Here is a 19695-nt window from a genome sequence, read left to right on the forward strand (position 1 = left end):
TTACCGAACAGCCGCGCCAGGCGCAGAGCCATTTCCGGGCTCAGTCCGGGTTCTCGATGGTCAGGCCACGGGTGGCGTGATCCAGGCTGGAGGCATCGGTTTCGTTGCCGAGTTTGATCATCAGGCGCAGGTCGTTGGGCGAGTCGGCGTGGGCGATGGCGTCCTCGTAGGTGATCTCGCCGGCGTCGTAGAGGTCGTAGAGCGCCTGGTCGAAGGTCTGCATGCCCTGCTCCCGGGATTTGCCCATCAACGCCTTGAGCAGGTGAATCTCGCCCTTGCGGATATGGTCGGACACCAGCGGCGTGTTGAGCAGCACCTCGATGGCGGCGCGTCGGCCCTTGCCGTCCGGGGTCGGGATCAACTGCTGGGCGACGATGCCGCGCAGGTTCAGCGACAGATCCATGTACAGCTGGCCGTGCCGGTCGGCGGGGAAGAAGTGGATGATGCGGTCCAGGGCCTGGTTGGCATTGTTGGCGTGCAGGGTGGCCAGGCACAGGTGGCCGGTTTCGGCGAAGGCGATGGCGTAATCCATGACCTCGCGGCTGCGCACCTCGCCGATCAGGATGACATCCGGGGCCTGGCGCAGGGTGTTCTTCAGGGCGATTTCGAAGGAGTCGGTATCGATGCCCACCTCGCGCTGCGTAACGATGCAGCCCTGGTGCTGATGGACGAATTCGATCGGGTCCTCGATGGAGATGATGTGCCCCTTCGAGTTCTTGTTGCGGTGGCCGATCATCGACGCCAGGGAGGTGGATTTACCGGTGCCGGTGGCGCCCACGAACAGCACCAGGCCCCGTTTGGTCATGGCCAGGTCCTTGATCACCGGCGGCAGGCGCAGGTCGTCCACGTTGGGGATCTTGGTCTCGATACGGCGCAGCACCATGCCCACCAGGTTGCGCTGATAGAAAGCGCTCACCCGGAAGCGACCGATGCCCCGGGCGGAGATCGCGAAGTTGCATTCGTGGTGCTCGGTGAACTCCTTGCGCTGCTTGTCGTTCATTACGTTGAGCACCAGGTCCCGGGTCATGTCCGGGGTCAGGGCGTTGCGGGTCACCGGCAATACCTTGCCGTTGACTTTCATGCTGGGCGGCACGCCGGCGGTGATGAACAGGTCCGAACCGCCTTTCTGCACCATCAGCTTGAGAAGATCCTCGAATTCCATGGGGGCTCCGTCTATGGCTCTATGGCAAGAAGGCCGTCTTAAAAGGCGTCCGGGGTCTTGGCTTTTTCCCGGGCCGCTTCGCGGGATACCAGGCCCTTCTGCACCAGCCCTTGCAGGCACTGATCCAGGGTCTGCATGCCCAGGGCGCCGCCGGTCTGGATCGCGGAATACATTTGCGCCACCTTGTCTTCGCGGATCAGGTTACGGATCGCGGCGGTGCCGATCATGATCTCGTGGGCCGCGATCCGGCCACCGCCGTTTTTCTTCATCAACGTCTGCGAGATTACCGCCTGCAGGGATTCGGAGAGCATCGAGCGCACCATGGACTTTTCCTCGGCGGGGAACACGTCCACCACCCGGTCGATGGTCTTGGCGGCGCTGGTGGTGTGCAGGGTGCCGAACACCAGGTGCCCGGTTTCGGCGGCGGTCAGCGCCAGACGGATGGTTTCCAGGTCCCGCAATTCGCCCACCAGAATGATGTCCGGGTCTTCCCGCAGGGCCGAGCGCAGCGCCTCGGCGAAGCCCAGGGTATCGCGGTGCACTTCCCGCTGGTTGACCAGGCACTTCTTGGATTCGTGCACGAATTCGATCGGGTCCTCGATGGTGAGGATGTGCTCGTAGCGGGTCTCGTTGATGTAGTTCATCATCGCCGCCAGCGTGGTGGACTTACCGGAGCCGGTGGGGCCGGTCACCAGCACGATGCCGCGCGGGAAGTCGGAGATGTTCTGGAACACCTTGCCCATGCCCAGATCCTCCATGGTCAGCACCTTGGAGGGAATGGTCCGGAACACGGCGCCGGCGCCGCGGTTCTGGTTGAAGGCGTTGACCCGGAAGCGGGCCACCCCGGGCACCTCGAAGGAGAAGTCGGTCTCCAGGAACTCCTCGTAGTCCTTGCGCTGCTTGTCGTTCATTATGTCGTAGACCAGCGCGTGGACTTCCTTGTGCTCCATGGGCGGCAGGTTGATCCGGCGCACGTCCCCGTCGACGCGGATCATCGGCGGCAGCCCGGCGGAAAGGTGTAAATCCGAGGCGCCGTTCTTGGCGCTGAAGGCAAGCAGTTCGGTGATGTCCATGGGTTTCGGTATTCTTCTCAGTAGAAATTCGCAGAGTCTTAAACTAACCGCTCCCCGGGAGCCATTCAATCATGCCCGACGCTGATACGCCGCTAACCTCGATTCGCGCACGGATTCACGCCGCCTGCACGGCCGCCGACCGGGACCCGGACACGGTCACCCTGGTGGCGGTGAGCAAGACCCGTGGCGCCGATGAAATCGCCGCCCTGGCGGACCAGGGCCAGCGCCATTTCGGCGAAAATTACCTGCAGGAGGCTCTGGACAAGATGCCGGCCCTGGCCGGTCGCGGCCTGATCTGGCATTTCATCGGTCCGCTGCAGTCCAACAAGACCCGGGAGGTGGCCGAGCACTTCCACTGGGTGCATTCGGTGGACCGCGCCAAGATCGCCCGTCGGCTGAATGACCAGCGCCCGGCGGATTTGCCGCCACTGGAGGTCTGTCTGCAGGTCAATCTGGACAACGAGGACAGCAAGAGCGGCCTGCCCCTGGCGGAGGTACCGGCGCTGGCGGCCCGGTTCGGGGAATGGCCCAGGCTGCGGCTGCGTGGCCTGATGGCGATTCCCCGTGCCGACGCCCAGGACCACAACCGGGCCGCGTTCCGCCAGCTCGCCATGACACTGTCACAATTGCGCAATACAATGCCGGCCCTCGACACCCTGTCCATGGGCATGAGCGCGGACTATCCGGTGGCCATCGAAGAAGGCGCCACCCTGATCCGGCTGGGCACCGCCCTGTTCGGCCCGCGTCCGCCCAAGCAGGACGGCTAATAAAGGAATGGCGCAGTTATGGCACAGCAACTGATTGGATTCATCGGGGCCGGCAACATGGCCAACAGCCTGGCCGGCGGCATGATCGCCAAGGGCATTCGTCCGGCGCGCATCTGGATGAGCGATCCGTCCAAGGACCGTCTGGATGAAGTGTCGCAACTGCACCGGGTGCACGTGACCCACGACAACCTGGACGTGGCGCGCCGCGTGGACGTGCTGGTGCTGGCGGTGAAGCCCCAGGTGATGGGCGATGCCTGCGCTGCCCTGCGCGAGATCATCGTCGAACGCCAGCCCATGGTGATCTCCATCGCTGCCGGCGTCACCGTGGCCAATCTGCGTGAATGGCTGGGCGACGCGCCCATCGTGCGTTGCATGCCCAACACCCCGGCCCTGGTGCAGGCCGGCGCCACCGGCCTGTTCGCCGCCGACGGTGTGAGCGAGGAGCAAAAGGCCATGGCCGGGCAGATTCTCGGTGCCGTCGGGTTGACCTTCTGGTTCGATCAGGAGAAGGAGCTGGACGCGGTGACCGCGGTGTCCGGTTCCGGTCCGGCCTACTTTTTCCTGCTCATGGAATCCCTGATCGACGCCGCCGTGGCCCAGGGGCTGGATGCCGCCACCGCCCGCCAGATGGTGCTGCAAACCGCCTGGGGCGCCGCTCAGCTGGCGATCACCAGTGAAGCGGGCCCGGAAATTCTGCGTCAGCGGGTGACCAGCCCCGGCGGCACCACCGCCGCCGCGCTGGGCGTGTTCGAGGAGGCCGGTTTCCGCGAGCAGGTACAGGCCGCCGTGGCCGCCGCCCGCGAGCGCTCCGAACAACTGGCGGAGTAGTCCCGGCCCGTGCCCGATTCGGGTGCGGGGTGATACAGGCTGGTGCGCCCACGCCGTCAGGGGGTGTACCTTTCCGATTTGGTGGTGCTAGTATCTTTCGCGGTGAACGCCGCGTTCCGCGCGGGCGCGTCACCGGCACCCGAGGTGGTGCGAAAATTGCTTGAGCCTGGTACCGCTTCGCTGGCCTCCGCGCCGGCACAGGCAACGAAGTCTGTCGCGGTACTCAACAGAAGGCGCTGATAACGGCGCCGTTGATAAAGACAATCGAAGGCGAAGAAGCCCCGTCGACTCTTGGAGTCGACGGGGCTTTTTTTTTTGGAGAAAAAAATATGGGAAAGCTGAAAGAGTGGTTTCAAGGTCCACAGGACATCACTGAAGCGGAAGCGGTGGAAGATTACGCCGTCGGCCGCGTTCCCCATCACTATCGCTGGCCGATTCCGGCCATCATTCTGGTGCTGCTCGGTAACTCCACCGCCATGTTCTGGTTCAGCCTGGGCGCCGACATGACCTATCAGGTGGGTTGGCCAAAGGTGTGGATACCGATCCTCTACATGGTGGTGCTCGCCACCCTGATCGGCGCCGTGATCATGAAACTGGCCAGCAAGGAAGGCCTGTCGCTGAACCTGATGACCCGGGGTCTGGGCTTCGGCTATATGGGCTCGGCGGTCACCTCGCTGATCTACGCGATCAACTTTATTTTCTATTTTCTGTTCGAAGGCACCATCGTTTCCCACGCCATCGCCAATCAACTGGGCATCGCCGTGGATTCGCCCATGGGCATCGCGATCTTCGCCACCATGGGCCTGGCCGCCATCTGGTTCGTCTGGAAGGGAATGTCCTCGATGCAGTTTCTGCAGACCTGGGGCGTGCCGATCTTCGTGGTGTTGTTCGCGTTCTGCATGTGGCAACTGGCCCATGACTACACGCCGGTGGGCTTCGCCGGTTGGCAACCCAAGGGTGACGCGGACAGCAACGCCATGTGGATGGTGTTGAACATGGCCAACGGCCAGATCGTGTTCCAGGGCCTGCTCGCCACCGATTACGGGCGCTTCGCCAAACCCGGCATCACTCACAAGGGCACCGCCACCATCATGCTCGGCATGCTGATCCCGATCGTCGCCGTGATGTTGTTCGGCGCCTACCTGGCCTACACCCTGATGCCGCACATCAAAAGCGGCGACGTCTGGAGCCATGCGCTTGATCCGGGTTTCGTATTCCCCATGGTGATCGGCGTGGTGGGTGTGATCTTCACCATCATCACGCAGATCCGCATCAACGTGATGAACCTGTATTCCGGCTCCATCGCGCTCTCCAACACCATGGACATGGCCTTTAACTACCGGCCCGGCCGGCAGTGGTGGATGGTGCTGGTATGGGCGTTCGGGGTGCTGTTCTATGTGTGCAACATCCTTCAGTACACCGGCACTTTCCTGGCCATCACCGGCATTCTCACCAACACCTGGGTGTTCATCATCCTCACCGATTACTTCGTGTGCCGGAAGCTGTTGGGCCTGGCGCCCACCGACTTCGTGGAATACCGCAAGGAGTACCTGCGCCGCTGGAACCCGTCCGGCTCGATCGCGTTGGCGGTGGCCGTGGCGATTGGCGCCGCCGGCATTCTCGGCGCCTATCCGATGGTGTTCGCTTCCTTCATCGCCATGCTGGTGGGTCCGGTGATCCATGTGATCATCAGCGTCGCCACCCGTGGTCGTTTTTACTTCAGCACTTTCCCCGAGGACATGCCGACCCGCTGGCGGCCTTCCCAGCGCTACCAGGGACCGCGCCCGGACGCCGCGGCCATGTCCTATTCATCCGCACAATAACAGGAGCGTTTCCATGACCGCGCAAAAACTGCCGGTGGCGGCGGTTCAGTTCGAACCGACGCTGGGCAAGAAAAGCGACAACATCGACCGTTTGCTGGCGTTGACCGAGGAGGCGGCCCGGGACGGCGCCCGCCTGATCGTGCTGCCAGAGATGGCCACCACCGGTTATTGCTGGTATCACCGCGAGGAAGTGGCCCCCCATGTGGAGCCGGTGCCCGGCCCCACCACGGAGGCGTTCACCGCGCTGGCCGCCCGTCATGATTGCTACATCGTGCTGGGAATGCCGGAGCGGGACCCGGCCACCGATCTTTACTACAACAGCGCCGTGCTGGTGGGGCCGGCGGGGGTGGTGGGCGTGCACCGCAAGACGCACCCCTACATCGCCGAGCCGAAATGGGCCGCCAATGGCGACCAGCACGCGGTGTTCGATACCCCCATTGGCCGCATCGGTCTGCTGGTCTGCATGGACATCCATTTCGTGGAAACCGCGCGGCTGATGGCGCTGAACGGTGCCCAGGTGATCTGCCATCTCAGCAACTGGCTGGATGAGCGCACGCCGGCGCCCTACTGGCTGACCCGGGCCTGGGAAAACGATTGCGCACTGATCGAAGGCAACCGCTGGGGATGGGAGCGGGGCGTGCAGTTCAGCGGCGGCAGTTGCGTGGTGGGCGCCGATGGCGCCCTGCTCGGCTACCGCGATAGCGGCGACGGCGTGGTGCGCGCCGACATTGAGCTGCCCGAACGCAACCGCAGCCTGGGTAAGCGGCGACCGGAGTTGTACCACCGGCTGCTGACCAACACCTTCAGTTGGAACCCGAAGGATTTCTTTGGCCTGTACGGTTTCCGGCCGCTGCCCCCGGGCAAGCGGTCGGTGGTGGCCGCCGCCCAGTTCGCGCCCGCCGAGCACGTTAACGGCAACCTGCGGACCCTGCGCGACCTGGCCCGCCAGGCCAGGGACGGCGGCGCCGAACTGCTGGTGTTCCCGGAGCGGGCCCTGACCGGCCCCGGTGGCGCGGACAGTGCCATCGAGGCCGGTGACCCGGCGTTGCAGGAAGTGCTCGACATCGCCTTGGAAACCAACCTCAATCTGGTGGTGGGCTGGCTGGAGCGGGACGGAGATCGCTATTACAACAGCGCCCGCCTGGTGGGCCCCGCCGGCGTACTGGCGGACTATCGGCAGATTCACGTGGCCGAGCGGGACCGTCACTGGCTCAGCGCCGGTGACCGCTGGGTGTTCCACGATCTGCCCTGTGGCCGAGTCGGCCTGCTGCTCGGTGAGGATCTGACCGTGCCCGAGGCCGGTCGCGTGTTGAGCCTGGAGGGCTGTGACATCATCGCCGCGCCGGCATCGTTGCACGGCCCGGTGCCGATGGCTCACGCTGGTTCGCGTATTGCCCAGAACTACCCGATTCCCACCGGCGAGGACCCGCACCATTGGCTGTTGCCGCGCGTGCGCGCCGGTGAGAACAACCTGTGGCTGGTGTTCGCCAACGACGCCGGCGGCGGCGCCTTCGGGCTCAGCGGGGTGTACGGGCCGGACACCTTCGCGTTCCCGCGCAGCGAGGTGAAACAGATTCGCCACGGTGGCGTGGTGATGATGACCATCGACACCGGCGACGATCAGGCCCCGTACCCCACCCATGTGGTGCGCCGCAAGGATCTGGTGCTGATGCGCCAGCCGCATCATTATCAACCCCTGGTGGAGCGCGAAACGACCGGTTGAAACCGTATCGGGGCGGCTCCGCCGCCCCCTTTTCAGGAGCAGCAATTTTCCAGGAGCAGCAACTTTTCAGGAGCAGCAATGGCTTCGCGACACGATACCGAGAGCGGCAAGCCAGTGATCCCGGTGGGCATTCTGTATTCCGTCTCCGGCGAGTATGGCGTGATCGGGCGGGAGATGCTCAACGGCATCATGATGTCCATCGAGCAGATCAACGCCAACAACGAATTCGATTTCACCCTGGCGCCGATCGTGCGTGACCCGGGCGGTGTATTGGATCATTACCATGAACACTGCCACGAGTTGTTGTACCGGCACGGCGTCAAGCACATCGTCGGCTGCTACACCTCGGCGTCACGCAAGGTGATTCTGCCGCTGATCGAAGGCGCCAACGCCCTGTTGTGGCATTCCGCCCGCTACGAAGGCTTCGAGAGCAGCAACAACGTCATCTACCTGGGCGCCGCGCCCAATCAGCATGTGTTGCCGATGCTGGCCTGGTTGCTGCGCGAGCATCCCGGCGATATTTATCACGTCGGGTCCAACTACGTCTGGTCCTGGGAGATCGACCGCATCACCGCGGAGGCGTTGGCCGCCACCGGCCACCGGCTCGAAGCCAGCCGGCTGGTGAACCTGGGTGACACCGATGTGGACGCGATCATCCAGGACATCGCCGAACGCCGGCCCAAGGTGGTGCTCGTGACCCTGGTTGGGCAATCCGCCTATCGCTTCTACCATGCCTGGCGAGAGGCCGCCGAGCGCGACCCCTATCTGGCGTCGGACACCGTTATCAAGCTCAGCCTGACGCTGTGCGAAGCGGAGGTGAGCCTGGTGGGCAAGGAAGCCCTGGAGGGTTACCTGGTGTCCTCCGCCTGGTTTCAGTCGGTGCGCAACGAAGCCAACACGCGCTTTCTGGATCAGTACCGCGCGCGCTTCGGCGATCACAGTTCACCGTCGGTGGATTCGGTGGCGGCCTGGACCGCCGGCCAGTTCCTGGCGCGCGCCATTCATCGGTGCGGCGGCCAGCAGGTGGAAGCGGTGCGCGCGGCCGCCTGGCGGGATGAACTGGAAAGCCCGGCGGGCCGGGTACGCATCGACCCGGACAACAACCATGCCTGGCTAACCCCGCGCCTGGCCCGCTGCCATGACGGTCGCCTGGAAGTGTTTTGGGAGGGCGATGAACCGATCAAGCCGGACCCCTGGCTGACATGGGTGGATCTGGACGCGCTCGGCCCGGGAGCCAGCTAGCCATGTCCCGGCCACGGATACGCGTAAGGGGGCTGCGGCTGCTGGTGATCGCCTGTGATGGCCGCGACGCCCGGCACCTGGAGCAACAGTTCCGCCGCCTTGGGGTGGAAGGCCGCTTTTACGATGACCTGCCTGACGAGCAGTCGTGCGAGGACGCCGACATGGTGCTGTTCGACGGTGACAGCCCGGTGCTCAGCCATCCGGATCGTGAGCTGACCTGGCCGGCGTTGCCGCTCATAGTGCTGACCGGCGTGGAAGCACCGTCGCGGTTGCAGTGGATCATCCGCCAGGCGCCCTCGGCCTACCTGCGCAAGCCGGTGCGCTTCGACGGGGTGATGACCGCTCTGACCCTGGCGCGGGCCGCCGCCGATCAGCGCCAAGGCCTGGAAGCACGCATCGAGCGTCTTGAGGAGCGGTTGCGGATACGCCGGTTTCTGTTCTCGGCGCAGTTGTTGCTGATGAAGACGTTCGATCTCGGCGAGGACGACGCCTATGCGTTGTTGCGGTCGCTGGCCATGAACCAGCAAAAGACCGTGGAACATTTCAGCCTCGATCTGCTGGCCCGCCCGGAAGGTTATCTGCGCCTCGCCAAGGATCTTATCGGCTAGCGCCTGGCGTGCCATCGGGCGACCGTTTCGGTATCCTTCGGCTTTGCTTTCCGGCGCGCGCAAGGAACAACCCATGGCGGTGAACAGACGAGAGAAAGGCTCCTCGATTACCCGGGTGCTGGGCCTGATCGAGCGGGTCTCCCGGGAGCAGCGCCCGATCTCGCCGGCGGATCTTTCCCACCTTCTGGATATCCCCAAACCCAGCGTGCACCGGTTGCTGCAGCAACTGGAAAAAGAAGATTTTCTGCGCATGGACAGCCGTGGGCTGTGGATTCCCGGCCCGCGTCTGTATCGGATTTCCCTGGACGTATTCCAAAGCGACAGCTATCGCCTGGAGCGCGAGGCGATTCTCAACACGCTGGCGGCGCGCATCGGCGAGACCTGCTCCATCGCCATCCCCATGCAGTTGGAAATGATGTATTCCGATCGCGCCCAGGCCAACTGGCCGCTGCACATTCATTTGCCGGTGGGCACGCGCACGCCGGTATGGTGCACCGCCAGCGGCAAGCTGTATCTGGCGTTGCTGCCCGAGGAGCGTCGCCGCGCGGTGGTCGCCAGCTTGCCGCTGACGCGCATGGCGCGGAACACCTTCACCGACGAGCGGCAATTTCTCGATGAACTGGCGGCCATCGCCGAGCGCGAGGAAAGTGAGGACAACGAGGAGTTCATTGACGGCATGGTGGCGGTGGCGGTGCCGATCCGCGATCCGGATGGTCAGCCGTTTGCCTTTCTCAATGTGCACGCGCCGGTAATCCGCACCGACCTCGCCACCCTGCGCGGCTTCCTGCCGATGATGCGCGAAGCCGCCGCCGCCCTCGGCGCCATCCAGTAACGTGTAGGACCGACTTGTAGGAGCGACTTCAGTCGCGATAGCACACACCGAGATCGTGGCTGCAGCACCGAGATCGCGGCTGAAGCCGCTCCTACGGGGGGGCTGTCCGGCGAAAAAAAGCGGCCGCGGTGTTCACCGGGGCCGCCAGAGGCAAGGCAGATTCAACGGGCGCTTTATTTCATGGTTGGCATGGAAAACTCGGCGTTCTCGCGCACCGCCGAGGAGGGCCAGCGCTGGGTGATGGTCTTGCGCTTGGTGTAGAAGCGCACGCCGTCCGGGCCGTAGGCATGCAGGTCGCCAAACAGGGAGCGTTTCCAGCCACCGAAGCTGTGGTAGGCCACCGGCACCGGCAGCGGGATGTTGATACCCACCATGCCCACCTGGATGTGGTCACTGAAATAGCGGGCCGCTTCACCGTCGCGAGTGTAGATACAGGTGCCGTTGCCGTACTCGTGGTCGTTGATCAGCGTCATCGCTTCTTCCATGGAACCGGCGCGCATCACCTGCAGAACCGGGCCGAAAATTTCCGCCTTGTAGCTGTCCATTTCGGCGGTAACGCCGTCGATCAGAGTGGCGCCCACGAAGAAGCCCTGCTCGTAGCCCGGCACGGTCAGGTGGCGGCCATCCACCACCACCCGGGCACCCTGGTCCTCGGCGCTGTCGATGTGGCCGATCACCCGGGCCTGGTGTTCCCGGGTGATGGTCGGCCCGAAGTCGTTGCTTTGCTCCTCGTAGACACCCACTTTCAGGCTGGCCATGGCGTCCTTGAGTTTGTCCACCAGGCGATCCGCGACCTCGTCGCCCACCGCCACCGCCACCGACAGCGCCATGCAGCGTTCGCCGCAGGAGCCGAAGGCGGCGCCCAGCAGGGAGTTGACCACGTTGTCCATGTCCGCGTCCGGCATCACGATGGCGTGGTTCTTGGCGCCGCCCAGGGCCTGGCAGCGTTTGCCGTTGGCGCTGGCGGTGGCATAGATGTACTCGGCGATGGGCGTGGAGCCGACGAAGCTCACCGCCATCACGCGGGGATCGGTGAGCAGGGTGTCCACGGCTTCCTTGTCGCCATTGACCACATTGAAAACGCCGTCCGGCAGGCCGGCTTCCTTGAGCAGGGCGGCCATCAGCATGGAGGCGCTGGGATCGCGCTCCGAGGGCTTGAGCACGAAGGTGTTGCCGCACACCAGCGCCATCGGGAACATCCACAGCGGCACCATGGCCGGGAAGTTGAACGGCGTGATGCCGGCCACCACGCCCAGGGGCTGGAATTCGCTCCAGGAATCGATGCCCGGGCCCACGTCCTTGGAGTATTCCCCTTTCAGCAGTTCCGGCGCGCCGCAGGCGTACTCAACGTTCTCGATGCCGCGCTGCAGTTCACCGGCGGCGTCGTGCAGGATCTTGCCGTGCTCGGCGCCGATGGCCCGACACACGGCGTCGGCGTTCTGCTCCAGCAGTTCCTTGAAGCGGAACATGATGCGCGCGCGCTTCATGGGCGGGGTGGCCCGCCAGGCGGGGAAAGCCTGCTCGGCGGCGGTGACCGCTTCTTCCACGGTGCCCTTGGAAGCCAGCGCCACCCGGCCGCTGGCCTCGCCGGTGGCCGGGTTGAAGACGTCCTGCGTGCGGGTGTTGTCCTCGCGCTCGGCGCCGTTGATGAAATGGCCTATCACGTTCATGGAGATACCTCGAATCGGGTGTATTGAATCAGCGTGTGTTGAATCACGGTGTGTTGAATTGGAGTGTCGCGGGCTCAGTCCCACAGGCTCTCGTAAAGGGTGACGATCTCAGCGGCGTCGGGAACGCGCGGGTTGTTGCCCGGTGACCCGGAAGCCAGGGCCTGCTCGGCCATGGTGTGGCGCACCTCGAAGAAGTGCTGGCGGTCGATGCCGAAATCCGCCGGCGTCGGCACCCGCAGTTCCTGGTTGATCGAAACCAGGGCGTCCAGCAGCTTGCGGTTGGCGTTACCGTCGTCGTCGCCGGCGCCGGCGAAGCCCAGCGCCCGGGCACAGTCCGCGTAGCGGGCGCCGGCGCTGGGGATCGAGTACTCGGTCACCGCCGGCAGCAGCATGGCGTTGGAGAGGCCGTGGGGCACGTGGAAGAAAGCACCGATGGGCCGGCTCATGCCGTGCACCAGGGCCACCGACGAATTGCAGAAGGCGACGCCGGCCAGGGTGGCGCCAAGCATCATGCCTTCGCGGGCCTCGCGGTCCTGGCCATCGTGGTAGGCGCGCCGCAGGTTGGGGCCGATCAGCCGCATGGCGGCCAGCGCTTGCTGGTCGCTGTAGGGGTTGGCCTTGCGGCTGACGTAGGCCTCCATGGCGTGGGTCATGGCGTCGATGCCGGTGTCGGCGGTGGTCCGCGCCGGCAGCGACAGGGTCAGCTCGAAGTCCACCAGGGCGGCCACCGGCATGAAGCTGGCGCCCACGCACAGCAGTTTTTCGTCGCTGTCGTCGTCGGCGATGATGGTGAAACGGGTGGCCTCGGAGCCGGTGCCGGCGGTGGTCGGTATCGCGATGATCGGCAGGGCCGGTTCGTTGACCTGCCGGGGGAAGGCGTAGTCGCGGATGTTACCGCCATGGCGGCCCATCACGGCGATGGCCTTGGCGCTGTCGATGGGGCTGCCGCCGCCCAGGGCGACGATGGCGTCGTAGTCGCCCTGACGCACCCGCTCCACGCCGGCGGTGATCGACGAGGCGGTGGGTTCGGGCACGGTGTCGGCGAATACCTCCACCGGGATGTTCAGGGGCGCGAGCACGTCACGCACACGATCCACGTAACCCAGTTCCACCATCATCCGGTCGGTGACGATCAGCGGGCGCCGGCTTTGCAGGGTGGTGAGCACATCGGGCAGCCGGCTCAGGGCGCCGGCGCCGATTTCCATGATCCGGGGAAGAAGGATTGAGGCCATGGCGAATTCTCCTTATATCGCCGCCGGACCCTGGGGAAAGAAGGTACCGAAGCGGCTATTGGGCCATCAGGTTTATTTTTTGATCATGTATAACGATACGATATGTATCATTATTTGTAAGAGAAGCGATGTCAACCGGCGTGATGGCGCACCGTGCGCTCCTGCTCACGGGATGGCGGGCCTGGTTGGCGGGAATGGTCGGGCGGGCGGCGGCGGGATCGTTTGAATTCGCCGCGTTTTACCCCAATACTCTGACGCCAAACGCATAGTCTGGAGTCACCATGAACCCTCAGGGTGCCGCGGTTTTCCTGATCGATTTCGCCTTCAGCGTCTATATTTTCATTGTCTTGACCCGCTTCGTGCTGCAGGTGGCGCGGGCGGATTTCTACAATCCGATATCCCAGTTCGTGCTGCGTGCCACCAACCCGTTGCTGGCACCGCTGCGGCGCGTCATTCCCGGCTATCGGGGCCTGGACATCGCGTCCCTGGTGCTGGTGGTGCTGCTGATCGTGGTCAAGGCGCTGATGTTGCTGTCGATCCAGACCGGCGGTTTGCCCGCCGGTATTGGTCCGCAGTTGCTGGTGTATACGTTGCGGGAGCTGGCCACCCTGCTGCTCAACTACATCTTCTGGGCGGTATTGATCCGGGTGATTCTGAGCTGGGTGGCGCCGGACCCTTCCAACCCGATCGTGAGGGTGGTGATTCAGATCACCGAGCCGATCATGGCGCCCTGCCGGCGGTTGCTGCCGGACATGGGCGGGCTCGATCTGAGCCCGCTGATCGTGCTGCTGGGCGTGCAGTTCGTGAAGATTCTGTTCCAGCTTCACTGATCGCTGCATCGCGGCTAAAGCCGCTCCTACAAAGAACGCACCGTAGGAGCGGCCGGGCGGCGTTCCGCTTTAGCCGCGATGCTCGCCGCCCTATTCGAACGGCGGTTCGCCCTGCCAGTCGAAGAAGTCCGGCAGGTCCCGGGACACCTTATCCGGGAACACCGCCGGGCGTTTCTCCAGGAACGACATCACCCCTTCCTTGACGTCCTCGGAGCCACCCCGGGATTTCATCGCCTTGCTGTCCAGCTTGTGTGCCTCCATGGGGTGGTCGGCGCCGGCCATGCGCCAGATCATCTGGCGAATCATCGCCACCGATACCGGCGCGCTCTGCTCCACCATCTCCTTGGCCAGGGCCACCGCCGCCGGGTACAGCTCGTCGGGTTTGTGCAGTGAGCGCACCAGCCCGCGTTCCTTGGCTTCCGCGGCGCTGAACACCCGGCCGGTGAAGCACCACTCCAGCGCCGAGGAAATACCCACCACGCGGCTCAGGAACCAGGACGAGGCCGCCTCGTTGACGATGCCCCGGCGCGAGAATACGAAACCGAACTTGGCGTCCTCGGAGGCCATGCGCACGTCCATCGGCAATTGCATGGTGATGCCCACGCCCACGGCGGCGCCGTTCACCGCGCCGATCACCGGCTTGAGGCTGCGGTAGATGCGCATTGCCACCTGGCCGCCACCGTCGCGGTGGGCGTCGTCCGGGTTGGCGCCTTCGCCGCCGCGCTTCTTGTAGTCGAAGGTGTCGCCGCCGGAGGACAGGTCAGCGCCGGCGCAGAAGGCGCGGCCCTTGCCGGTGACGATCACCGCGCGCACCTCGTCATGCCGGTCGGTGAAATCGAAGGCGGCCAGCAGCTCGTCCTTCATTTCCCGGTTGAAGGCGTTCATCTTCTCCGGGCGGCTCAGAAAGAGGGTGGCGATGCCGTCGTCGTCGACGGTCAGTTCCAGGGTATTGAAAACGGGCAGTTGCATGGCGGTTCCTCGAAGCAAGCTTGATCCACCATCATTGGCCAGGCCCCGGACCCCCGCAACCGCCAGTTACGACACCGGTCCGGCGGTTTTGGTCATCGCCGGCTCTGGGCGCCGGGCGCCCGCGACGGTAGGCTTGCGGGCTTGAAATCGTTTTGGGAGAGCGCGCTTTGAACCCTGGCAGCAAACCGGACGGCATCTGGCGGTCACCGGACACCTATCCTTTCCACCTGTCCCTGATGCCCCACTACAGCCACCTGGACACCGAGCGTCACGTCAACAACGTGGCGGTGCAGAGCTTTCACCTGGAGGCACGCACCCGCCTGCTCATGGATACCCTGACGCGACCGGTGTGGTACGCCGATGATGTTCTGCTGCGACCGCGCCGTACCCTTACCCAGTTTCTGGGAGAAACCCATTACCCGCACCCGCTCACCGCCACCGCCACGGTGCTGGGGGCGGACGCCGGGCAGGCGCACCTGCGCACCGCCCTGTTTCAGAACGACGAATGCGTGGGCGTGCAGGACTGTCTGCTGGGCGCCTGGCAAGGGGACCGCTGGGTGCCGCTGCCGGACGATGTGGCCCGGGCTCTCGGCGAGCGGCCCATGGAGGCGGTCTGGCCGGCGGCGCGGCCCCTGGACGCGAACGCCTTCGCCGGCTATCCGCTGCGGGTGCCGCTGACCGCCCGCTACGCGGACCTGGACCCGGACCGGCGCCTGTCGGAACTGGCGCTGGCGCGTTACACCGAGCAGGCCCGCGCCGGCTCACTCAGTGAACTGCGTCAGCCGGAACTGGGCCTGCTGGTGGCACGCATCGACCTGAACTTCGGTCGCTGGGATCGAGGCATGGGCGAGGTACGCCTGGCCTCCGGCCTGGGGCGGGTGGGTAATACCTCCTTCGTGCTCAGCGGCGGTATCACCGTGGACGGTGAGGCCGTGGCGGCGGCGGAGAGCGTCATGGTGTTACTGGACCGGCACACCCACCGGCCCACGCCGGTGGCCCCCTACGCGGATGCCATGGCCGCATTGAGTATCGACTGACCCCCCTATTCGCGGGGGATTCCGCGCGCCGGCGCTGCCCTAGGATGTGACGAAACAGAATCCAGTGCATGGAGAATCGTCATGTCCGTTCCTTCCTACCTTCGGCCCGCGCCCCTGGCCGTCGTGCTGCTGTCACTGGCGGGCTGCGTCAGCACCGGCGCGCCGGCGCCGGACTATAACGCGGAAGGCGCCGCCGCCGATCAGGCGGGGCGCTTTATCGACGCCAACAACGAAAAATACATGAAGGGCGTGAGCAAGGTGGGCGTGCTGTCGTGCAATGTGATGTTCGGCATGACCACGGCGGCCTCGGCGTCCACCAGCGGTGGTTTCCGGGCCGGGGCCACCCGCGCCACCGGCACCATCAGCCGCTCGGATGTAAAGGTCACCGTGACCTATACCGCCAACGGTCTGGACCAGGGCGAGCTGCGGCGCATCGCCGACCAGGCCTGCGCCGATGCCGAAGCACGGTTGGCCGACGCCGGTTTCCAACTGGTGCCCCACGCCACCATCACGGCCAGCCCGCACTATCAGGCGATTCAGGCCGGCGGCCGTCCCAGCCCGTTCGAGCACAAGGAAAAAAGAAGCGGCACCCGCTACCTGGTGCTGGCCCGTAGCGGCGAAAGCGTCACCGATTCGCGCTATATCGGTGCCGCCGGTGGCCTGGCGCAATCCTTCAAGGCGGTGTCCGGTGACGCCGCCGAGCAACGGGCGGGCCTGCTCATGAAGGACCTGGGCATGACCGGGGTGAACATCAATCTGCTGGTGGATTTCGCGTCCCTGGAATCCGATGGGCACAAGACCTTCGCCGGCCTGGCCAACAAGAACTCGGCCAAGGTAAAAGCAGACATCCAACTGGCCGTCAGCGGCGATCTGCGCTTCCAGCCCCTTGGCGAACAGAAGTGCTGGCGGGAATACGGAAAGGAAAAGTGCATGACCCGCCTGAATCACCAGCCGGTGTTCGCCACCCGGCAGGCCGTGGCCAGCCCGAAACGCTTTTACAGCAGCATCGACAACGTCACCACCAGCGGCGACAAACTGACGTCCGGCGTGACCAAGGCCATCGGCATGCTCAGCGCCTTGAGCGGCACGTCGAGCAAGGTGGCCCGCGATATCACCCGCTACCAGGTCAACGTGATGCCCGAGGTCTATGCCACCGAGGCAGTGACGCTCTCGGACGGCCTGGCCGGCATGGCGGCCACCCGGGCCGCCGCTTCCCGATGAGTCCGAACGAACGAAAGAAGGGGTTGGGTATGCGTTCAACGAAATGGATCTTGATGATCAGGTTGGGTCTGCTGGGGGCCGTGCTGACGGTGGCGGGCTGCGGTGGCGATGGAGGTCATCACGGTGGCGCCGCCGGTGGGGAGGTGCCTTCCGGTCCCTCCGCCTCGAGCCTGGCCGGTACCGCCGCCGTCGGCGCGGCGATTCAGGCTGGCACCGTCACCGCCGAGTGCTCGGACGGCAGCGGCTTCACCAGCCCGGTGACCACCCAGGCCGATGGCTCCTGGAGCGGTGAAGTTGACGGCTCCGCCTTGCCCTGCGCGCTGACGGTAACCGGCGGCACCCCGGCGGTCACTCTGCGCGGCTACGCGGGCCAGGCCGGCACCGTCAATATCACGCCGCTGACCGACATGGTGCTGGCCCTCGCCACCGGGGCGGCGGACGGTGCCTGGATTGCCACGCCGGCCAACTGGCCGGATGCGAGTACCCTCTCGGCGAGAAAGGCCGAGCTGCTGGCGGCGATGACCGATGCCGGCTTCAGCCTGCCGCCGGGGGACCCTTTCACCCTCGCTCTTACGATCGGCGATGCCTGGGATCAGGTGCTGGACGACATTCAGGCCGCCATCGACGACGATCCGGCCATCGCCGATTACGACGCCCTGCTGGCGTTGGTGAAGGACGGCAATCTGGAGCAATTTCCGGCGGCCCCGGAGGACGACCCGGGCGACCCCGAGTTGCCCGCCAATCTGGCGGTGCTGACTGCTCATGCCGGTACCTATACGGTGATCGGTAAGGGTGAGGGCGACCCGGGTTACTGTGGCGGCTGTGGCGTCGCCAACCGCGACCATGCCCGTGGCACCGTGAGCATTTCCGCCCAGGGCGACATCGACTTCGATACCGGCATCGCCTTCCTGGTCTCGGACATCGTCACCATCTCCGACCGCACCACGCTGGCGGCGGATCGCCACGTCGCGGTGAACTTGGGTGAATCCGATGGCGACGAACGGGTGCGTCTGTACTTCAACGGCGACCTGGAAGTGATGGAGATCGTTCATGACGATGGTCAGGGCGTCACCACCCGGGCGCTGATTCAGGAAGACACGGGCAATCCGGAGCCGGGCGCGGAATTGCTCGGTGGCCACAATGGCGTGGCGGTGGCGTACGGCGGCCATGTCTGGGCCATGGAACAGCCGTTCATCGAAACGTTCATGGCGACCACCGGTAAGCGCCAGATTCGCGCCAACAACTTCGATGACGGCAACACCATCCAGGACAGCACGCCCTTCGCCGGTGAGGACCTGGCCTGGGCACAGGTCAACGTGGCCCACGCCAGCCTGGGCACGCAGCTGTGCGGACAGAACACCGGCGTTTCGCTGATGACGGTGGACATGGAGGCAACGCCGGTGGTGCAGAAGACCTGGACCGCCACCGAATGCGAATTGCAGGTGGACTATCACTTCAGCAATGGCGCCACGGAAGGGCGCATCATCAGCGCCACCCTGACCAATGACAAGGACGCGGACCAGGTCACCCTGAGCGACGGCCAGTTCCGGATCTTCATTCACACCGGCAAGGAAGGCCCGATGCCCGAGCTGTCGGACGATATTCGCCAGATCCTGATGGTCGACAGCGGTACCCGGGAAATACGTTCCGGCTATTTCCTTCTGGGTAAGCCCCTGGAGGACGGTTCCCACCCGGACCATTACATTGATTTCGGCGCCTCGGCGGGCAGCTCCAATCCGGCGGTGGGCACCTACCACTGTGATGTGTCCTCCGCCTCGGTGAACCTGGCGATGGGTTGGGTGACCACCGGCGACCCCCTGTTCAAGTTCCGGACCTCGAACGGCGGTGACTGCACCGTGACCGTTGAACAAAGCGCGGGCCGCAAATACCGGGGCACCTACAGCGCCACCCTGATCGGCCCGAGTTTCAGCGCCTTCGGCTCTGGGTTGGCGCCGGGCGACACGGAGTTGCCGGAAGCCGAACGGACTCTGGTGGTGCACGGCAGCTTCCGCAATTTCACCACCCAGACCTTCCATGCCGGCAATCAGGGCAACGAAGGGCCGCTGGGCGGTGACGCCCACGGCATCACCCTGACCATCGACGACGGCAATACCCATTTCCAGGCCGGGGAGACCTTTTTGCTGGCCTCGGAGGTGTCGTCCAACGGCCACAATGGGTACTTCCATCGGCTGTTCGACGACCTGGATGCGCCGGACAACCAGATGCGTATGGTGTGGTCGGAGATCCCGCTGGCGGTAGGCAATTACGCCTGCAATGACGAGGTCGATGGCCTGCGGCCCACCATGACCCTGGCGACCCCGGCGAACATTCCTTATGGGGCAACCTACACCCAGTCCGGTGTTCAGAACCTCACGGAAGGAGCGTCTTGCACGATCAACGTGACCAGCGTGGATAACGGCGAGGTGGCGGGCACCTACAGCGCCACCCTGGTGGCGCGCAATATCGCCCCGGTGCTGCCCGGCGAGGATGCCAGCATTTCCGTTTCCGGGGAGTTCCGTTACCCGAACACCGGGCCCTGAGTCCTCCACCGGGGTTGCGGTAGATACCGTCTCTCCTATCCGGACTCAACCCCCGAGGGGTTGGGTCTGGAATGGGGTTTGTCGATTCAGTACGCCGAAGGCGATGTGCACCAGTTTGCGCATGGCGGCGCCGAGGGC

16 protein-coding genes are annotated in these 19695 nt (G+C 64.9%); 11 read left to right on the plus strand and 5 right to left on the minus strand.

The genetic code is table 11. The features are described from left to right. Nucleotides 1–40: 40 nt before the first annotated feature. Nucleotides 41–1162, minus strand: coding sequence for a PilT/PilU family type 4a pilus ATPase (locus JF515_RS11720; RefSeq protein ID WP_203104441.1), 1122 nt, complete (start codon nucleotides 1160–1162; stop codon nucleotides 41–43). 38 nt (nucleotides 1163–1200) lie between these two features. Further along, nucleotides 1201–2235, minus strand: a complete 1035-nt coding sequence (locus JF515_RS11725) for a type IV pilus twitching motility protein PilT (protein WP_203104443.1) — start codon at nucleotides 2233–2235, stop codon at nucleotides 1201–1203. A gap of 71 nt (nucleotides 2236–2306) precedes the next feature. Between JF515_RS11725 and JF515_RS11730 the strand changes: the two genes are divergently transcribed. From JF515_RS11730 to JF515_RS11760, 7 genes are all read left to right on the plus strand, one after another. Next, nucleotides 2307–3002 (plus strand): YggS family pyridoxal phosphate-dependent enzyme, encoded by a 696-nt coding sequence (locus JF515_RS11730; RefSeq protein WP_203104445.1) that lies wholly within the window; start codon nucleotides 2307–2309, stop codon nucleotides 3000–3002. A gap of 18 nt (nucleotides 3003–3020) precedes the next feature. Beyond that, nucleotides 3021–3830 (plus strand): pyrroline-5-carboxylate reductase, encoded by an 810-nt coding sequence (gene proC, locus JF515_RS11735; RefSeq protein ID WP_203104447.1) that lies wholly within the window; start codon nucleotides 3021–3023, stop codon nucleotides 3828–3830. A 329-nt stretch (nucleotides 3831–4159) separates the two neighbouring features. Continuing rightward, entirely contained in the window at nucleotides 4160–5653 is a 1494-nt protein-coding gene (locus tag JF515_RS11740; protein ID WP_203104449.1) for a purine-cytosine permease family protein, read from the plus strand. Nucleotides 5654–5666: 13 nt separating this feature from the next. Further along, nucleotides 5667–7376, plus strand: a complete 1710-nt coding sequence (locus JF515_RS11745; protein ID WP_203104450.1) for a nitrilase-related carbon-nitrogen hydrolase — start codon at nucleotides 5667–5669, stop codon at nucleotides 7374–7376. 78 nt (nucleotides 7377–7454) lie between these two features. Beyond that, nucleotides 7455–8618 (plus strand): transporter substrate-binding domain-containing protein, encoded by a 1164-nt coding sequence (locus tag JF515_RS11750; protein ID WP_203104452.1) that lies wholly within the window; start codon nucleotides 7455–7457, stop codon nucleotides 8616–8618. Nucleotides 8619–8620: 2 nt separating this feature from the next. Further along, the gene (locus tag JF515_RS11755) at nucleotides 8621–9226 is read left to right on the plus strand and encodes an ANTAR domain-containing response regulator (protein ID WP_203104454.1); all 606 of its coding nucleotides are present in this window, start codon (nucleotides 8621–8623) and stop codon (nucleotides 9224–9226) included. Nucleotides 9227–9299: 73 nt separating this feature from the next. After that, nucleotides 9300–10058 (plus strand): IclR family transcriptional regulator, encoded by a 759-nt coding sequence (locus JF515_RS11760; protein WP_203104456.1) that lies wholly within the window; start codon nucleotides 9300–9302, stop codon nucleotides 10056–10058. A gap of 173 nt (nucleotides 10059–10231) precedes the next feature. On the opposite strand, the gene JF515_RS11765 is transcribed toward JF515_RS11760, so the two are convergent. Together JF515_RS11765 and JF515_RS11770 are read right to left on the minus strand one after the other, a co-directional pair. Then, nucleotides 10232–11728: a CoA-acylating methylmalonate-semialdehyde dehydrogenase gene (locus JF515_RS11765; RefSeq protein WP_203104458.1), complete on the minus strand. Its 1497-nt coding sequence runs from the start codon at nucleotides 11726–11728 to the stop codon at nucleotides 10232–10234. A gap of 74 nt (nucleotides 11729–11802) precedes the next feature. After that, a complete protein-coding gene (locus tag JF515_RS11770; RefSeq protein WP_203104460.1) occupies nucleotides 11803–12960 on the minus strand; it encodes an iron-containing alcohol dehydrogenase in 1158 nt (385 codons plus the stop codon). Nucleotides 12961–13241: 281 nt separating this feature from the next. On the opposite strand from JF515_RS11770, the gene JF515_RS11775 reads away from it, so the two are divergent. Beyond that, on the plus strand, nucleotides 13242–13790 hold the full coding sequence (locus JF515_RS11775) for a YggT family protein (protein WP_203104462.1): 549 nt from the start codon (nucleotides 13242–13244) through the stop codon (nucleotides 13788–13790). A gap of 90 nt (nucleotides 13791–13880) precedes the next feature. Here the strand turns inward: JF515_RS11775 and JF515_RS11780 are convergent, their stop codons facing one another. Next, on the minus strand, nucleotides 13881–14759 hold the full coding sequence (locus tag JF515_RS11780; RefSeq protein WP_203104464.1) for a crotonase/enoyl-CoA hydratase family protein: 879 nt from the start codon (nucleotides 14757–14759) through the stop codon (nucleotides 13881–13883). 167 nt (nucleotides 14760–14926) lie between these two features. On the opposite strand from JF515_RS11780, the gene JF515_RS11785 reads away from it, so the two are divergent. The 3 genes from JF515_RS11785 to JF515_RS11795 all read left to right on the plus strand — a co-directional run bounded on the left by JF515_RS11785 (nucleotide 14927) and on the right by JF515_RS11795 (nucleotide 19557). Continuing rightward, nucleotides 14927–15796, plus strand: coding sequence for a hypothetical protein (locus JF515_RS11785; protein ID WP_203104465.1), 870 nt, complete (start codon nucleotides 14927–14929; stop codon nucleotides 15794–15796). Nucleotides 15797–15877: 81 nt separating this feature from the next. Next, the gene (locus JF515_RS11790; RefSeq protein WP_203104467.1) at nucleotides 15878–17017 is read left to right on the plus strand and encodes a hypothetical protein; all 1140 of its coding nucleotides are present in this window, start codon (nucleotides 15878–15880) and stop codon (nucleotides 17015–17017) included. Nucleotides 17018–17070: 53 nt separating this feature from the next. After that, nucleotides 17071–19557 (plus strand): hypothetical protein, encoded by a 2487-nt coding sequence (locus JF515_RS11795; protein WP_203104469.1) that lies wholly within the window; start codon nucleotides 17071–17073, stop codon nucleotides 19555–19557. The last annotated feature ends 138 nt before the right edge of the window (nucleotides 19558–19695 follow it).

Origin of the sequence: Alloalcanivorax marinus, assembly GCF_016785095.1 — a bacterium.
Classification (GTDB): Bacteria; Pseudomonadota; Gammaproteobacteria; order Pseudomonadales; family Alcanivoracaceae; genus Alloalcanivorax; species Alloalcanivorax marinus_A.

What these genes read in the sequence shown, in the direction of transcription:
- JF515_RS11760 (WP_203104456.1), top strand. Translation starts at nt 9,300, where the DNA reads ATGGCGGTGAACAGACGAGAGAAAGGCTCCTCGATTACCCGGGTGCTG.
- JF515_RS11720 (WP_203104441.1), bottom strand. Translation starts at nt 1,162, where the DNA reads ATGGAATTCGAGGATCTTCTCAAGCTGATGGTGCAGAAAGGCGGTTCG.
- JF515_RS11775 (WP_203104462.1), top strand. Translation starts at nt 13,242, where the DNA reads ATGAACCCTCAGGGTGCCGCGGTTTTCCTGATCGATTTCGCCTTCAGC.
- JF515_RS11795 (WP_203104469.1), top strand. Translation starts at nt 17,071, where the DNA reads ATGATCAGGTTGGGTCTGCTGGGGGCCGTGCTGACGGTGGCGGGCTGC.
- JF515_RS11745 (WP_203104450.1), top strand. Translation starts at nt 5,667, where the DNA reads ATGACCGCGCAAAAACTGCCGGTGGCGGCGGTTCAGTTCGAACCGACG.
- JF515_RS11770 (WP_203104460.1), bottom strand. Translation starts at nt 12,960, where the DNA reads ATGGCCTCAATCCTTCTTCCCCGGATCATGGAAATCGGCGCCGGCGCC.
- JF515_RS11790 (WP_203104467.1), top strand. Translation starts at nt 15,878, where the DNA reads ATGTCCGTTCCTTCCTACCTTCGGCCCGCGCCCCTGGCCGTCGTGCTG.
- JF515_RS11725 (WP_203104443.1), bottom strand. Translation starts at nt 2,235, where the DNA reads ATGGACATCACCGAACTGCTTGCCTTCAGCGCCAAGAACGGCGCCTCG.
- JF515_RS11740 (WP_203104449.1), top strand. Translation starts at nt 4,160, where the DNA reads ATGGGAAAGCTGAAAGAGTGGTTTCAAGGTCCACAGGACATCACTGAA.
- JF515_RS11765 (WP_203104458.1), bottom strand. Translation starts at nt 11,728, where the DNA reads ATGAACGTGATAGGCCATTTCATCAACGGCGCCGAGCGCGAGGACAAC.
- JF515_RS11755 (WP_203104454.1), top strand. Translation starts at nt 8,621, where the DNA reads ATGTCCCGGCCACGGATACGCGTAAGGGGGCTGCGGCTGCTGGTGATC.
- proC (WP_203104447.1), top strand. Translation starts at nt 3,021, where the DNA reads ATGGCACAGCAACTGATTGGATTCATCGGGGCCGGCAACATGGCCAAC.
- JF515_RS11730 (WP_203104445.1), top strand. Translation starts at nt 2,307, where the DNA reads ATGCCCGACGCTGATACGCCGCTAACCTCGATTCGCGCACGGATTCAC.
- JF515_RS11750 (WP_203104452.1), top strand. Translation starts at nt 7,455, where the DNA reads ATGGCTTCGCGACACGATACCGAGAGCGGCAAGCCAGTGATCCCGGTG.
- JF515_RS11780 (WP_203104464.1), bottom strand. Translation starts at nt 14,759, where the DNA reads ATGCAACTGCCCGTTTTCAATACCCTGGAACTGACCGTCGACGACGAC.